The 14,373-nt window shown below is 70.5% G+C and carries 13 protein-coding genes, 1 tRNA gene and 3 pseudogenes; 8 read left to right on the forward strand and 9 right to left on the reverse strand.

Going from position 1 to position 14,373, the window contains the following annotated elements; translation table 11 throughout:
- Positions 1-14: 14 nt before the first annotated feature.
- From ACIO92_RS04915 to ACIO92_RS04925, 3 genes and pseudogenes are all read left to right on the forward strand, one after another.
- Positions 15-1,220, forward strand: coding sequence for a damage-control phosphatase ARMT1 family protein (locus ACIO92_RS04915; protein WP_402282253.1), 1,206 nt, complete (start codon positions 15-17; stop codon positions 1,218-1,220).
- A 3-nt stretch (positions 1,221-1,223) separates the two neighbouring features.
- Positions 1,224-1,580: an NUDIX domain-containing protein gene (locus ACIO92_RS04920; RefSeq protein WP_402282493.1), complete on the forward strand. Its 357-nt coding sequence runs from the start codon at positions 1,224-1,226 to the stop codon at positions 1,578-1,580.
- 14 nt (positions 1,581-1,594) lie between these two features.
- A pseudogene (locus tag ACIO92_RS04925) lies at positions 1,595-2,561 on the forward strand (FAD-dependent oxidoreductase).
- Positions 2,562-2,767: 206 nt separating this feature from the next.
- Here ACIO92_RS04925 and ACIO92_RS04930 read toward each other — a convergent pair.
- From ACIO92_RS04930 to ACIO92_RS04960, 7 genes and pseudogenes are all read right to left on the reverse strand, one after another.
- Positions 2,768-3,142 (reverse strand): hypothetical protein, encoded by a 375-nt coding sequence (locus ACIO92_RS04930; RefSeq protein WP_402282255.1) that lies wholly within the window; start codon positions 3,140-3,142, stop codon positions 2,768-2,770.
- 110 nt (positions 3,143-3,252) lie between these two features.
- A complete protein-coding gene (locus tag ACIO92_RS04935; RefSeq protein ID WP_402282257.1) occupies positions 3,253-4,962 on the reverse strand; it encodes a relaxase/mobilization nuclease domain-containing protein in 1,710 nt (569 codons plus the stop codon).
- Positions 4,959-5,084: a hypothetical protein gene (locus ACIO92_RS04940; RefSeq protein WP_402282260.1), complete on the reverse strand. Its 126-nt coding sequence runs from the start codon at positions 5,082-5,084 to the stop codon at positions 4,959-4,961. Before ACIO92_RS04940 ends, ACIO92_RS04935 begins: the two co-directional genes overlap by 4 nt.
- A 24-nt stretch (positions 5,085-5,108) precedes the next feature.
- A complete protein-coding gene (locus tag ACIO92_RS04945; protein ID WP_402282262.1) occupies positions 5,109-5,612 on the reverse strand; it encodes a hypothetical protein in 504 nt (167 codons plus the stop codon).
- 161 nt (positions 5,613-5,773) lie between these two features.
- Complete coding sequence (locus ACIO92_RS04950; RefSeq protein WP_402282264.1) at positions 5,774-6,565, reverse strand: DUF2637 domain-containing protein; 792 nt, start codon at positions 6,563-6,565, stop codon at positions 5,774-5,776.
- A 108-nt stretch (positions 6,566-6,673) separates the two neighbouring features.
- Positions 6,674-7,376: pseudogene (locus tag ACIO92_RS04955) on the reverse strand (ATP-binding protein).
- A pseudogene (locus tag ACIO92_RS04960) lies at positions 7,373-8,280 on the reverse strand (hypothetical protein). The pseudogenes ACIO92_RS04955 and ACIO92_RS04960 overlap by 4 nt, the downstream one beginning before the upstream one ends.
- Before the next feature lie 268 nt (positions 8,281-8,548).
- Between ACIO92_RS04960 and ACIO92_RS04965 the strand changes: the two are divergent.
- The 3 genes from ACIO92_RS04965 to ACIO92_RS04975 all read left to right on the forward strand — a co-directional run bounded on the left by ACIO92_RS04965 (position 8,549) and on the right by ACIO92_RS04975 (position 10,575).
- On the forward strand, positions 8,549-8,833 hold the full coding sequence (locus ACIO92_RS04965) for a helix-turn-helix domain-containing protein (RefSeq protein ID WP_402282266.1): 285 nt from the start codon (positions 8,549-8,551) through the stop codon (positions 8,831-8,833).
- A 111-nt stretch (positions 8,834-8,944) separates the two neighbouring features.
- Positions 8,945-9,157, forward strand: a complete 213-nt coding sequence (locus ACIO92_RS04970) for a helix-turn-helix transcriptional regulator (protein ID WP_402282268.1) — start codon at positions 8,945-8,947, stop codon at positions 9,155-9,157.
- The gene (locus ACIO92_RS04975; protein ID WP_402282270.1) at positions 9,154-10,575 is read left to right on the forward strand and encodes a tyrosine-type recombinase/integrase; all 1,422 of its coding nucleotides are present in this window, start codon (positions 9,154-9,156) and stop codon (positions 10,573-10,575) included. The genes ACIO92_RS04970 and ACIO92_RS04975 overlap by 4 nt, the downstream gene beginning before the upstream one ends.
- A 55-nt stretch (positions 10,576-10,630) precedes the next feature.
- Here the strand turns inward: ACIO92_RS04975 and ACIO92_RS04980 are convergent, their stop codons facing one another.
- Positions 10,631-10,999, reverse strand: coding sequence for an Imm21 family immunity protein (locus tag ACIO92_RS04980; RefSeq protein ID WP_402282495.1), 369 nt, complete (start codon positions 10,997-10,999; stop codon positions 10,631-10,633).
- 360 nt (positions 11,000-11,359) lie between these two features.
- On the opposite strand from ACIO92_RS04980, the gene ACIO92_RS04985 reads away from it, so the two are divergent.
- The gene (locus tag ACIO92_RS04985; protein WP_402282272.1) at positions 11,360-12,079 is read left to right on the forward strand and encodes a DUF317 domain-containing protein; all 720 of its coding nucleotides are present in this window, start codon (positions 11,360-11,362) and stop codon (positions 12,077-12,079) included.
- 187 nt (positions 12,080-12,266) lie between these two features.
- Here the strand turns inward: ACIO92_RS04985 and ACIO92_RS04990 are convergent.
- Positions 12,267-12,339, reverse strand: a tRNA-Arg gene (locus tag ACIO92_RS04990).
- Positions 12,340-12,641: 302 nt separating this feature from the next.
- Here ACIO92_RS04990 and ACIO92_RS04995 point away from each other — a divergent pair.
- Positions 12,642-14,252, forward strand: a complete 1,611-nt coding sequence (locus ACIO92_RS04995; RefSeq protein WP_366440681.1) for a dynamin family protein — start codon at positions 12,642-12,644, stop codon at positions 14,250-14,252.
- Positions 14,253-14,373 lie beyond the last annotated feature (121 nt).

Consider the following 14,373-nt stretch of genomic DNA (forward strand, 5'->3'; position numbering starts at 1 on the left):
AGGGCTTGGACACCATGACAGAGAAGACCTCCCGTGTCTCGGGCGATGCGACCGGTGCGCCGGTCATCCTGAGCAACGAGCCCGGCTCGTTCGCCTGGGGTGTGCTTGCCAAGCGCCATCCTGCCCTCATCCAGCAGGTGCGAGACGCCTTCCCGTACGGCCGCCGACAGCACGAGGCCCTCGACGCCCTGCTGGACGAGACCACCAACGGCGTCATCGAACCTCTCGCCCCCGCGGATCACGATCGTGAGCGCTGGGCGGACTGGGGGAAGGAGTGCTTCGGACACTCCTGGTACGACGCCCCGTTCCTGTGGGCGGAGGGCTACTTCTACCGCAGGCTCCTCGGCGCGGTCGGGTACTTCGGCGCCAGCCCATGGCAGGGAGTCGACCCGTTCGCGCCGTTCAAGCGGGCCGAACTGCGCGGCGAGGCCGTGGAGGAGGAACTGCGGGCCCTGGACGCGCTCGCGGGCGTTCCGGCGGATGAGCGGGCTACGGCCCTGCTCCACGCGTCGCTCTGGGGCAACCGCGCGGACCTCGGCTTCCGCGTCTCGGCGGAGGCGGGGGAGCCGGTGGCCGGTGACGCCGCTGCCTCCGCGCTGGTGGCCGACGACAGCGCATTGTTGTGGCAGCTGCTGCCCGTCGGGGGCTCCTCGACCGTCGCCGTGGTGGCGGACAATGCAGGGCGCGAGCTGATTCCGGACCTGATCCTCATCGACCACCTCCTCCAACAGCGGCATGCCGGACAGGTCGTGCTTCACCTCAAGCCGTACCCCTACTACGTCTCCGACGCGATGACGGCCGACGTCGTCGACTGCCTCCGCCGCCTCACCGAGGCACCCGGCGAAGCCAGTGCAATCGGAGACCGGCTGTGGAAGGCCATGGCGGCAGGAAGCCTGGAGGTCCGCACCCACCCGTTCTTCTGCGCTCCGCTGCCGTACGAGGACATGCCCGAGGACCTCCGCGATGAGTTCGAGAGCGCCACGCTCACCATCTTGAAGGGCGACCTCAACTACCGGCGCCTGGTGGGCGACCGGCTGTGGGACGCCAAGGCGTCTTTCGCCGATCTCACCGCGTACTTTCCGGGGGCCGTCGCGGCGCTCCGGACCCTGAAGTCCGACGTCATCGTCGGTTTGGAGCAGGAAGTGCTGGACGGGCTCGAACGGTCGGGGGCTGCCTGGCGTACGAGTGGAACGCACGCGCTGATCCAGGTACGACGGTAGGGGATCTTCGTGTCGGTCGAGGCCCAGAGCGCGGTCGCCGCTGCCGTCGTCGTGCGGGGCGAGCGAGTCCTGCTTGTGCGGCGACGTGTGGCGGAAGGGGCGGCCGCAGTACGTGAGACCGAGGAAGAGACCGGGCTCCTGGTGGTGCCCGAGAGGGTGCTGGGACAACGGGTGCACCCCATGACAGGCCGGGAGATCCACTACATCGCATGCCGCCCCGTCGGCGGCCAGGCGGTCGTGGCGAGTGCTGATGAGGTGGCCGGCCTGGCCTGGGCCACGCACGGCGAGATCCCGCAGTACGTGCCGCATGGGCTGTTCGGGCCGGTGCAGAACTACCTCGATGGGGCTCTACTCTCGTGAGCTCCGTCGCGTTCTTGAAGCGTGAGGTGCGGTTTGTCGTTGTCGGGGCTGGAGTGGCAGGGCTCACCACCGCTGTCGTCCTGGCCGAGGCCGGAGCCTCGGTGCATGTGATCGCCGAGCAGGTGCCGGGCGTCACCTCGCTGGCGGCCGGGGCGATGTGGGGGCGGTACCTGACCGAGCCGAAGGAAAAGGTCGACCAGTGGGGGCAGCAGTCCCTGGAGATCTTCCGCAAGCTGGCGGAGGACCCGTCCACGGGCGTCCGGCTCACCAGCGGCATCGAGGCGTCCCGCAGGGCCGAGGTGCCACCGGAGTGGGCCACCACCCTGCCCGGTTTCCGGCCGTGTGAGCCGGCCGAACTGCCGGCCGGGTTTTCGGTGGGCTACCGGTTCACGGTGCCGCTGATCGACATGCCCACCTACCTCGCCTACCTCCTGCGCCGGCTCGACGCCGCTGGAGGAACGGTCGAGCGGCGGCGCCTGGCCTCGCTTGCGGACATTGGCCCCGCTGCCTTGATCGTCAACTGCACGGGCCTGGGTGCCCAGGAACTGGTCCCGGACCATGACCTGCGGCCCATCCGCAGCCAGCACGTCGTCGTCACCAACCCGGGGCTGACCGAGTTCTTCTCCGAGGACACCGGCCTTTCACAAGACCTGTTGTGCTTCTACCCCCACGGCGACATCGTCGTCCTGGGCGGCACCGCTCTCGACGGCGAAGGCAGCCTTGCCCCCGACGAGAAGGCGGCAGCCGGAATCCTCGCTCGCTGTGTCGAGGCGAACCCCGTCTCGCCAAGGCCCGTGTCCTGGAGCACCGGCTCGGCGCCCGGCCGACCCGGGCCATGGTGCGCGTGGAGGCGGAGCGGGCGGCGGACGCACCGTGGTGGTGCACAACTACGGGCACGGAGGCGCCGGCGTCACGCTCTCGTGGGGCTGCGCCGAAGAGGCTGCGAGCCTCCTGGCCGCCGACAGGGCAGACAGGCCCTGAAGGACCTGCCGGAGATGCCTTCCCGCACGTCCGCCTCACTGGCATTACGGGCGACACCCACCAGCTGATCGGTGCCCTGGGCGGGTGCCTCCGACACGAACGGCAGCCGCGGATGATCCCGGCTGCCGTTCGTGTTGTGCGAGGTTCCCAGGCCAGCCTGCTGTCGGGTCGACCGGTGCTACGGGCTCAGGTGCCTGGGGCTGGTGTTACTGCTCGTCGGGGACGAACCCGTTCATCACGTAGGCGAGGCGCTCGATGTCGGAGGGGCCATCCTGTGGCCGGTGGGTGATCACGTCTCCGAGCGTGAAGTCCTCGTTGGGCTGGTCGTCGTACGGGGCCAGGACGATGTTCAGCCCGGCGGTTCCCACCTTCTTCTGGATCTCGGTGTCGATGAGGAGGCGAACCTCGAGGGTTGCTTCGAGCTCGTCCCGGTTGGCCAGGAGGACGGTGGCCTGTTCCTCGTCGGTGAAGGGGCGGCCGTCGTAGTGGGAGAAGGTGCTGGTGTCGGGACGGAGCCGGAAGTCGGTGTCGACGAGCAGGGTGAAGACGTCGGCGCGGAGGTAGGAATCGGTTTCGGGCAAGGGTGTACTCCTCACATGGTGGGGTGGGTGCTGATAGGTCCATGGTGCGGAGAATCCCCGGTTAGGCTAACCGGGGATTCTCAGCTATGTTGCGCCGCTCGACCTGCGGCTTAGCGTCGTCGGACGGGGCCGTTTGTGGTGCTGGCTCCCAGCGCATCGGCTGTCCCTGGCACGGCAGAATCACGTTGGAGGCCGGCAGCGGTCACGTACTCGGGATACGAGTCGGCGGGCAGATCGGCCATCCTCCGTACGCGCCACACCAGTACGTCGCTGACCGACTCTGCGGTGCCCAGCTCACGGCGTCCTGCCACGCGGGCAAGAAGGTCGGTGGAGATGTGGCCGACGGCCTCGGCGTCAGCGAGTGTGGCGGCGAGGGACGGCCAGCCGGGCTCAGCCAGTACCTGCTCAGCCAGCTCCGGCATCGCCGCCCGCACGGCGTCGGCCTGTCTTTCCAACAGTGGGCGGGCGAGGCTCCGACCGCGCTGGTGGAGGACGGCGAGCGGCTGCTCGGCGGCGACCCGGTAGGCACCACGTAGGTGCTCGGCGGCCCGGTGGGCTGCTTCGGCCTGTTGGGCGTGGCCCTTCCTGGCATGCCAGTGCGCGACGGCGATGATCAGGAAAAACAGCATGTCGATCGCCATGGCCGTGGCGGCGCCGTCCTCGCCGCGGCCGAGGGCCGGCCCGCCGCGGACGAGTTCGCGGGCGGCCTGCCGCAATGCCTGGTCGTGTCCGCGTGCGGCGCGGATATGGGAGCGGGACGCACGCTCGAATGCCTCGGCAGCCTCTCGTAGTTGGTGGCGGGTGTGGGCGGCGGAGGTCTTGGCGAGCGCGTCGAGGACTTCTCCGGCGGCGGTGATGTGCGCGGCGGCGACGGCGTCCTCGCCGTGGTGGACGACGAGGACCGCATCTGAGAGCGCAGCTGCTGCACGCCGACGTGCGGCGGACGGTGCCATCGGCCCGGGAGGCGGTGGAGACTCGGGCTGGTCCATGGACCAGCGTTCGCGGATCCGGGGCAGGGAGAGGTCGGGGGCGAGGCGGGCGCCGGGGTAGTAGACGGGCTCGCCGTCCTTGTTGCGGTCGTCGGGCAAGGCGATCTTGTAGCCGAGCAGGTCGCCGGAGGGAGCGACGCGCTTCTTGACCAGGAGGCCGGCGGCGGCCAGGCGGTCGAAGAACTCCTCGTCGCCGGTCGCGCCGGCCACGGCCCGTCGTACGGTCTCGCGGAGTTCCTCGCGGGCGGTGCGCTCGCGTCCCTGCCGTTCGGCCTTGTGCCGTTCGGCGCTGGTGGGCCGCTGGGCAGCGGTGCCGTCGCCGGGCACGACCTGGTGCAGGCCGAGTTCCTTCTCGATGAGCCGAGCCTCGGCCTGGGCACGTTTGCCGGAGCGGAAGTCGTCGGGCCGGGTGCCGTCCTCGCACACGAGGGTGGCGACGATGTGGATGTGGTCGTTCGCGTGCCGTACAGCGGCCCAGCGGCAGCCGGGCTGCCCCTCGCCGGGGTCGATGCCGGTGGCGGCGACGATCCGGCGGGCCACCTCGGCCCACTCCTCGTCGGACAGCATCCGGTCGCCGGGCGCGGTGCGGACGGAGGTGTGCCAGACATGCTTGGCGGGACGGGCGTGCTCCGGCAGAGCTTGGACTGGCTGGTCGAGGAGCTGCTGGAGAGCCTTCAGCGTGGCGTTCGGGTCGCGGCCGGGGTCGGGGGCCATGCCGTCGAACGAGGCGACGAGGTGCGGCTCGACGTGCTCCTCGCGTCTGCCAGGGCCGTAGAGGTAGGCGAGCAGGCCGATGGTCCGGTCGCCGGGTGGGTTGATGCTGGGGATCACGCCGCCTGCTGTCGTTCGAGGATGCTGGTCGCGGCGGCGTGCACGGCGTCGGCGGCTCGCCGGACCGCTGCGGTGGCGGCCTCCAGCTGAGGTGTGTCCGCGTCTGAGTTGAGGGCCTTCACAACCTGGTTGAGGTTGCTGCCGGCTCAGCCGAGCTTGCGCCGGCTGTCGAACAGCGCGGTGAGTATGTCGCGGTCGGTGGCGATCTCGGCGCTGGTGCGGTCGAGGTCGCGGGCGGCGGCGAGGGCTGCACGGGCGAGGAAGCCGGCGACGGTCAGATGGCACTGGGCGGCGGCGGTGGCGACGAGCGCGTACTCGTCGTCGTTGAAACGGGTCGAGTGCTGGTGATGACGCTTCTTCGCGGGCGGCTGACGCGGACGCTGACGGGCACGGCGCTCGCGACGGCGGGACTTCGGCTCCTCCTCCTTCCCCGGCTTCGATCCGCCCCCGGTCGAAGCCTCCAGGACTTGCGCCCCCTGGCGCAGGTCCTCTCCCGCCCCTTCGGGGGCGGGTACGGCGGAAGCACTGCTTCCGCCCCAACTTGCTCCGTCTGGGGCAGCGCGGGTGGGTTTCTGCGGCAGTGCGGGCCGGTTGTTCGGCTGGGCCGGGATCGTCGAGGCAGGGGTGGGGCGTTGGAGGGCGGGTGTCATGTGGGGATCCTTCGGTGGGGCGGCGGGAGTGGAAGGCCGTGCTTCGTGGACGTCTTGACGGGGCTGGAGGCTGTCCGGAAACGCGGAGGGGACGGGCCGGTCGGTCCGGGTTGGGGTGACCCGGACCGACCGGAATCGGGTTGACCTCCGGTTATTTCCGGTCAGTGGTCCTCGGGGGTTTCGGACGGCCCCTTGGGGGCCGTCCCGCCAAGGAGCTTCTGGAGTTCCGTGAGCCGCTCGTTGCTGATGGTGTGGCCGACGGCCCGGAGGGTTGCCCGGATGGTGTCCCGGTTCCGCTCGCCTTCCATCTGCTCGACGATCCGGACGAACTCGTCAAGGTCTCCAGTCGTGGGACGGCCGACCTTGCGCGGACGTACCGGGGGCTCGCTGTCGGACGTCTCCTTGGCGACGGATGGGGTGGGGGCGGGGTGCGGGCGGGGTCGGTCCCCTTCCTGCGGGTGCGCGGCCACCGCAGGCCCGGCTGTCTGGAGTTGGGTCGGGCTGGCCTCGGGGTTCGGGTGTGCGAGGTGCTGGTGGATCTGGCGCATGAGGACGCCGAAGGCGAGGAGGGCAGCGGTCGGGGGTACGGCGGCGACGACGTAGTCAAGGACGGGGACGTCGGCGGGATCACGGGTGCCGGTGACGCCTGCGACGTTGAGGGCGATGGAGCTGAGGGAACCGGTGGCGGTGAGGGCGAAGGCCCACCAGTCGGGCTTGCGTTGCAGGCCGGCCCGAAGCATGAGGAGTTCCCCGGCGACGACGAAGGCGTCGAGGGTGGCGGGCCAGGCCCACATGCGGGCGGGGGAGTTGCCGAGGCCGTGTTCTCCGGCGACCTCGGCGAGGTGGGCGCAGGAGAGCCAGAAAGATACGGCGGTAAGGGCGATGATCACGGCACCGGCGGAGAGGAGGACGTACCGGTCGGCGGGGTGCGGGGCAGGGGAAGGCGTGGTCAAGCGGAGATGCTCCAAGGGCAGGGCAGGGCAGGGCAGGGCGTGATGGCGAGGTGTCCGTGGCGATGGGACCGGATAGCCGGGAGAGGGGCCGCGATAGAGCGGCGGGCGTCAGGCGGCGGGTCTGGTGCGGCGGCGGTCGGGGCCGTCGAGGGTGACGCGCTCGGTCATCTGAGCCAGGCGGGAGGCGACGCGGTCACCGAGGGCCGCCCGCAGGGTCTCGGTGGTGAGGTTGCTGGTGATCAGGGTGGGGCGCAGGTGCTCGTACCGGTGGTTGATCAGCCGGTAGGTGAGCTCCTCGGTCCACTCGCTGCTCTTCGCCGCGCCGAGGTCGTCCAGGAGCAGCAGCGGGCAGCGCATCAGGCCCTGCAGGTCGCGCTCACTGTCGAAGCCCGGACGGGGGCGTAGGCGGGCGTACAGGTCGGCGGCGGTGACGGCTTCCCACCGCAGGCGGACCCCGGCGGCCAGCAGGGCGCGGACGGCTCCGTACGCCTGGTGGGTCTTGCCGGTACCGGTCGGGCCGACGATCCGCAGCGAAGGCCCTTCCGCGATGCCCGGTGCGCCGGCGGGGCCGGGGCGTCCGGCGCGGGCGATCTCGTCCACCCAGGCGGTGATCTGGGGGTGGTCGGCGAGGGCGTGGCGATAGCGGGCGGGGATACGGGCATCGGCCAGTTCCAGTGCAGTGACCCGGCTCAGGTACTGGCTCCTGGGCGGCAGTGCCGGGGGCGATGCCGCGCCGGGCCAGGATGTCGCCGAGCCGGCCGGTGATCCGGGCGGGCTGCTGCGGAGCGCGGGTGAGGGCGGTGGTGGTCAGAGGTCGCCTCCGTAGGCAGCGGCGGTGTCGGTGGGGTTGGTCCACGGCCTGTGAGCAGCGGCGGCGGGGGTGGCGTTCATGGTCTCGTGCACGAGGCTCGCGTGCAGGCCCTTGGCGCGGTGGCGGTCGAGGCCAGCGCGGATGTGGTCCGGGGCGATGCCCTCGTCGAGGAGCTTGTTCACCTCGCGGCCGAGGTGGCCGAGCACGTCCTGTGGCGGGCGATGAGGGCACGCGGCGGCGTACTCGCCGATCAGATCCTTCGCCGAGACCGAGTCGGGCGCGGGGGCGCTCGCGCCCCCAACGGAGTAGATCCTAGATCCCTGTTCCTAGGTCCTAGATCCGGACGGTGAGGGCTCATGGAGGGCTCGGGGAGTCCTCCATGAGACTGCGGCGAGTGCTCATGGAATCGGGCCTGACCTGCGGATTCGCCGTCCACGGAGGGCTCGGTCAATCCTCCCGGTCGTGTCACGGAAGGCTCAGTGAGTCCTCCTGGACGACTCGCGGAAGTCTCCGCGAGGGTTCCCCGCATCTGCGGTGAGGGCTCGCGCGGAATCCCGAGATCATGGTGCGGGCACGGGGAAGTGCGGACACCGCTGGGCCGGTTGATCTTCTGGTGCTGGGCGAAGGTGACGATGTGCAGGTACCGCTTGCCGTCTCCGCCCTCGTACCGGCAGATCAGCCCGGCCCCGTCGAGCTGGATGAGGTCGTCCTCGACCGCCTCGGGGCCGTGCTCGCGGCGCAGCGACCACAGCTGGCCGGCGATGACGGCGGCCTGGTCGCGGAACCGGCCCTGATCGTCGGCCTGGGTGAGCAGCCCGAAGAAGGTCCGCTCGGCGGACAGGGACACCGCCGCGAGCGACTCGGACGAGAACGCCTCGGGCTTGATGGTGCGGATACGGGCGATGGCGATCGACCACCTTTCGGGAGGGGGAGGGGAATCCGGTGTCGCCGGGGTGCATGGCCAACACAGCCACACCTGGTGCGCAGAAGTCCAGACTTTTCTGGGAATTCTGAGCAACTTTCCGGCGTACCGCGCCGACGGGTTCGGTCACTGTAGGGCCGAATTCCCGGTTGGCGAAATCACCGACGGAAATTGCTATGCGGTCCGCATCGCTCACGGCAGACAGGAATCCCCTTCCGGACCGGCGGGCGTGCAAGCTACAACACCACCCATGCCGCCACGCCCTCTCGTCATCGGACCCGCCGGCCACGCCGCCGCTCACGCCATCGAACGCACCCGCACCGCCCGCGGCTACTCCCAGCGCCAGCTCGCCGCCCGCGTCACCGCACTCGGCCGGCCCATGACCTTCACCGCGCTCTCCCGCATCGAACGCACCGTCCGCCGCTGCGACATCGACGACCTCGTCGCCATCGCCGCAGCCCTCGGAATTGCCCCGCAGATGCTTCTCGTCGAGGCCCTCACGTGCTCAGGGGTGGCCGGACTGGGCGAAACATAGCCGACGATCCCCGGTTTCCCTAACCGGGGATTCTCCGGATCATTGTGCGTCCCGGAACGCCCGTCGTGCCGGTCCCTGCCAGAGCCATGCCCTTTTCCCGAAAGAGACACCTTGCGTCGACCCCCGATAACCACCACCCGCCGCTCCGAAGAAAAGCTCGCCGTCGACGAGCTCTGCGAAGAGCTCCGTATTTCCCGGTCGACCTTCTACGACTGGCGCCAGAAAGGACGCGCACCCCGCTGCGTGAAACTCCCGAACGGCAGCCTGCGCGTTCGCCGCAGCGACCTGGAGAACTGGCTCACCGACTGTGAGGCCGCTGCGTGACCAATCGGTCCTACAAGGTCCGGTTCCGTAAGACCGAGGTCTACAAGGGGAAGCGCGGCACCACCTACACCGTGCGATGGTCGGTCGACGGCCAGCGCCACGGAGAGACCTTCAAGACGAGCGCTGCCGCAGACTCCTTTCGCGCCACCCTCCTCGTCGCCGCCAACAACGGTGAGCCCTTCGACCAGAGCACCGGTCGGCCGGTCTCCCACGCAGCACCGGCGGCCGGGACCACCTGGTACGACTTCGCCCTGCAGTACGTCGACATGAAGTGGCCACGGATCTCGGCGAACAACCGCATCAGCACCGCCAAGGCCCTGACCAAGGTCACGCTCGCGCTCCTGCGGACCGAGCCCGTCCAGTACGAGGGCGTCGACGTCCGCAAGGCGCTGCGCGAGTACGCCTTCAACAGGAACCGCCGGGACGAGGCCCCGCCCGAGTACCGGGCGATCTTGGCTTGGGTCCGGCGCAACTCGCTGCCGATGAGCGCCTGGGAGGACAGCAAGTACGTCGACGCCGTCCTCCAGGCCCTCGACACCATGCTCGACGGCACGCCGGCCGCCGCCAGCTCGGCCAAGCGCTACCGCCGGATCCTGAACGTCGTCCTCAACTACGCCGTCCGCCAGAACGTCCTCGAGTCCAACCCCATGCCCAAGGGGAAGGGCGAGAACACGGCCCCGAGGACGTCCGGCGCCGTCGACAAGCGCTCCCTCCTCAATCCCCACCAAGTGGCCGCCCTGCTCACCTGGATCGCGGCCCGCCCCCGCACCGGTCACCGGCTCATGCCCTTCTTCGCGACCCTCTACTACGCAGGGCTGCGCCCCGAGGAAGCGGTCGCGCTGCGAGTCGAGGACGCCGTGCTCCCGCCGAACGGCTGGGGCGAGCTCCGGGTGCACACCGCCGAGCCCGAGGTCGGCAGCCACTGGACCGACGACGGCGAGGTCCACGAGACCCGCGACCTCAAGGGACGGGCGTCCGGTGACACCCGCACCGTCCCCATCCACCCTGCACTGGTCGCGCTCCTCCGTGCCCTCGTCGCCCGCGACGAGCTCAAGCCCGGCGATCTCCTCTTCTCCGGTGAGAAGGGCGGCCTCCTCGCCGGCTCCGTCTACCGGCGGGCCTGGGCCAAGGCCCGTGAGGCCGTCCTGCCCGACCATGAGTTCACGTCGCCCGTCGGTAAGCGTGTGTACGACCTCCGGCACACCTGCCTGACAACCTGGCTCAACAACGGCATACCGCCAGCTCAGGTCGCCGAATGGGCCGGCAACAGCGTCCCGGTCCTGCTTTCCACATACGCCCGCTGTATCGCCGGTCAGCTTGCCGAGCTCCAGCAGCACATCGAGGGACCCCAGACACTCCCCGTCGCCGCCGGCTCTCCGACTTCCGGGGCTGCCTCCGGTGCAAGACGTAGGGGCTGAGGTTGTCGTAGCCCCAGACCGCATCCCGTCAAAGCAGGAGCAGCCCAGGGACTGGCTACTCGGGCAGCAGCCGGTCCAGCATGAACTGTGTGGTCGGGTCGGGGTCGATGGTCAGCGACTGGACCTGGTAGTGGCCCGGCAGCAGTTCGACGCGAAGCGCCTCCGCCTGCCGCTGAGTATCCCGCAGCGAGCCGATGACCCTGTCTCCCTCGTAGGCGGCGTCGGCCAGGACGTATCGTCCCCCGAGTTCGAGGGAGTAGACGTCCCTCCAGCTGTCGGATACTGCGGCGTCCTGGACGGCGGGGATCAGGCCTGTGTCGTCGTCGGCGTAGCACCAGCGTGCGAACGCGAGGTGCTCGGCGAGCCAAGTGGCGGACAGCGGCTCGGCTCCGAGTGTCAGGACGTCGCGGCCGGCCAGGCGCAGGGCCGCGACGTACTAATCGATCACCTCGTCGGCCTCGATCCCTTGCCGTGTCGGACGGAGCTCCTCCGGGATGAGCGCGTAGCGGGCGGAGTCGGTGTGATGGAGCCAGGTAGTCATGGGGGCGGATCATCACACTGCGTCTGACAGGCGCCACGAGCGGGTGCGGTGCAGGAACCAGAGGGGCTCGGACACGGCCGAGTCCCTCTGCCGTGTCAGTTCGCCGGAGGCAGACGAGGAAGTAGTCGACAGGACTGGATGCGGCCTCGGACCCATGTCAACGTGGACGACCGCCGAGAACCTCAACTGCATGGAGGCGCCCTGTACCTGCACCATCACGACGACCGTCCCCACCCTGACCCGGTGTACTGGGTCACCCCTCGCCATCTGGCGGGCGACGACGAGGCTCTCACCGACCAGGTGGGCGCCGCCCTCTCGTCCGCCGGTTGGCGGATGTGGCCGACCGCACGCGACACCTTGCTCTACACGAGTCCCGACGGGCTGAGCGGTGCCGAGTGGACTCGCGCCGCCTGCCCCTTCGAGCTGGGCGACCTGCCGGTCGCCTGGCAGGTCTCGGCCCGGACCTGTCCGGACAGCGCCCTGGCGGAATGGAACGCGTACTTCACCGCCGGCGTCCCTCACGAGGCGCTGACCGACTTCCTTCTGGCCCTTGATGCCCGCACGGAGCCCACGTTCTCTTTCGACGGACCCGAGACCGTCGTGGAAGCGGTCTGCGCCCAGGGGTGGGCTCGCGACATCGACCGTCCTCAGACCGCTGCCCTCGCCCTCGGGCTCTCGGCCGGCATCTCTTTGGAGGAGGTGCCCCCGCTTGTTCGTGACGCCGACCTGCGGCCCGGAAGGTTCGGCTGGCAGGCGTGGGCAGAGCCCGTCGTCGGAGGGACCTACCTGTGGTGCGCCACCTTCAGCAGCAGCGTGCCGCATGAGCTGGTCGCCGTCTTCGCTTCCTCGCTCGCCTCGCCGCATCCCGTGCAGCGTGCCTGCCTGCCGACTGGAGTCGAGGGGCAGCTGACGGTCATTCGGCCGGGGGAAGATCGTCAGCGGAAGGCGCGCGGGGCAGAGTGAGGCGGCCAGTGGGCGGCCCGAAACTTCGGGCCGTTTTCGGGCCGGTCGGCCGCCGGGAGCCGCTTCTGATCGGTTTCAGCCGGACAGATCGAGCCACTCGGGTCACTCCCTCGCGGCCCCGGCCCAGCCGCTCGAAACCAGCCACGACCAGCGAAAAGACCCTCCCGAAGGAGGGTCTCTCGTCGTGCGCCCCCGGCAGGACTCGAACCTGCGGCCAAGTGCTTAGAAGGCACCTGCTCTATCCACTGAGCTACGGGGGCCGGGTGGTGGCCGTGTGGCCAGGAGCCCCTTGTGGGTGGGGTGTGGCCTGCCGGGACAAGGATAGGGCTCCGATCGCCTTGGCCTGGTTGCTTCACCTGCGTGGCACGATGTGGAGGTTCGGTGAAGCGGAACGATAATCGCAGGCAGGTGCGATTCGCGCAGCGCTTTTTGCCATGCTCGGGGCGGGTGTTGTGCACTCGTTATGCCTGAGCCGCCGGTCACCACTCTTCTCTTCGGCGCGCAGGGCCCCAATAGGCTTCAAAAACACTCATAAATTGGGCATTCTTCGCATGTGGTGACCTTGGACGAACGGCCTCAGCTGATCGACGCACTCTCCGCCCTCCGCGACCGGGTCGCCGCCGTGCGTCTTCCCCTCCCCCTGCCCGGCACGCCGCGCGCCCGGCAGACCAGGGCCGAGCTGCTCGCGCAGCTCGACGACTACCTCGTGCCCCGGCTGAAGGACCCCGAAGCCCCGCTCCTCGCCGTCGTCGGCGGCTCCACCGGCGCGGGCAAGTCCACCCTCGTCAACTCCCTTGTCGGCCGCCGCGTCAGCGAGTCCGGCGTCCTCCGGCCCACCACCCGCACCCCCGTGCTCGTCTGCCACCCCGAGGACCACCACTGGTTCGCCGGGATGCGCGTCCTCCCGCAGCTCACCCGCGTCTGGCTGCCGCAGACCGACGAGGCCCACCACGCCGACGACGCTCCCCCTCAGGAGAACGCCCTGCGCGTCGAGACGGCCGCCTCCGTCCCCCGCGGTCTCGCCCTCCTCGACGCGCCCGACATCGACTCCCTCGTCGTGGAGAACCGTCTCCTCGCCGCCGAGTTGATCTGCGCCGCCGACATCTGGGTGATGGTCACCACCGCCTCGCGGTACGCCGACGCCGTGCCCTGGCACATGCTCCGTACCGCCAAGGAGTACGACGCCAGCCTCGTCACCGTCCTCGACCGCGTCCCGCACCAGATCATCGGCGAGGTCTCCCGCCAGTACGAGGCCCTGCTCGACCGGGCCGGGCTCGGCGGCGTACCCCGCTTCACCATCCCCGAACTTCCCGAGTCCGCGGGCGGCGGCAGGGGCCTGCTGCCCGACAGCGTCGTCGCCCCCCTCCGCGCCTGGCTCATCCACTGCGCCGAGGACCCCGCCGCCCGCCAGCAGGCCGCCTTCCGCACCGCCACCGGCATCATCGACTCCCTCGACGCGCGCCTCCCCGAACTGGCCGGAGCGGTCTCCGCCCAGTACGCGGCCGCAGGCCGTCTCGGCGGCGCCGTCGCCGCCGCGTACGGCACCCAGGGCAAACGCGTCCGCGAGCAGCTCGCCCGGGGCACGGTCCTCGCCGGGGACGCCCGCACCCGCTGGCGCGCCTACCCCCGTGACAGCACCGCCGACGAACTCCTCGACGCCCTGACCGAGTCCCTCGCCGCACTCCTCCACTGCGCGGTCTCCGCCGCCGAGGAGCGCGTCCGCGACGCCTGGCGCCGCGAACCCGCCGCCGGAGCCCTCGGCCCCGCCCGCACGGGCGGGGGCCGCGACACGGTGGGACGGATCGGCGTGGAGGTGCGCCGCTGGCGCCGCGTCCTCGAAGAGCTGGCCGAGGAAGAGGTACGGGACGTGGAACGGCCCCCCTCCTCCCGTACCGCCCTGCCCGACCCCGAGACCGCCGCCGCGCTCCTCGCCGCCTCCCTCCTCGGCGGCCGTCGCGCACGGCCCGCCGGTGAACGCCTCGCCGAACTCCTCGGCGCCCAGGCCGCCCTGCGACTGCGCGACAAGGGCGGCGCCCTCGTCCTCACCTACGTCGACAGGGTCCTGCACGCCGAACGCGATCTGCGTCTCGCGCCCCTCGAAGCACTCGACGTGACCCCCGAGCCGCAGGCGGAGCTGATCGCCGCGCTCTCCGTACTGCAGAAGGAGAAGTGACGTCGTGGACGCGGACGCCGGTGTGGGTGTGGGCGTAGGTGTGAGTGCGGATGAGCGTGGGGACGTGGACCTGGAACCGGGCGGTGAGCAGCGACGCGACCGGGACCCCGGTCGGGACGGG

Origin of the sequence: Streptomyces sp. NPDC087215 (assembly GCF_044744885.1) — a bacterium.
Lineage (GTDB): Bacteria > Actinomycetota > Actinomycetes > Streptomycetales > Streptomycetaceae > Streptomyces.

Excerpts from the sequence above, each read along its gene's own strand:
- ACIO92_RS04915 (WP_402282253.1), top strand. The coding sequence starts at position 15 with ATGACAGAGAAGACCTCCCGTGTCTCGGGCGATGCGACCGGTGCGCCG.
- ACIO92_RS04945 (WP_402282262.1), bottom strand. The coding sequence starts at position 5,612 with ATGACACCCGCCCTCCAACGCCCCACCCCTGCCTCGACGATCCCGGCC.
- ACIO92_RS04965 (WP_402282266.1), top strand. The coding sequence starts at position 8,549 with ATGCCGCCACGCCCTCTCGTCATCGGACCCGCCGGCCACGCCGCCGCT.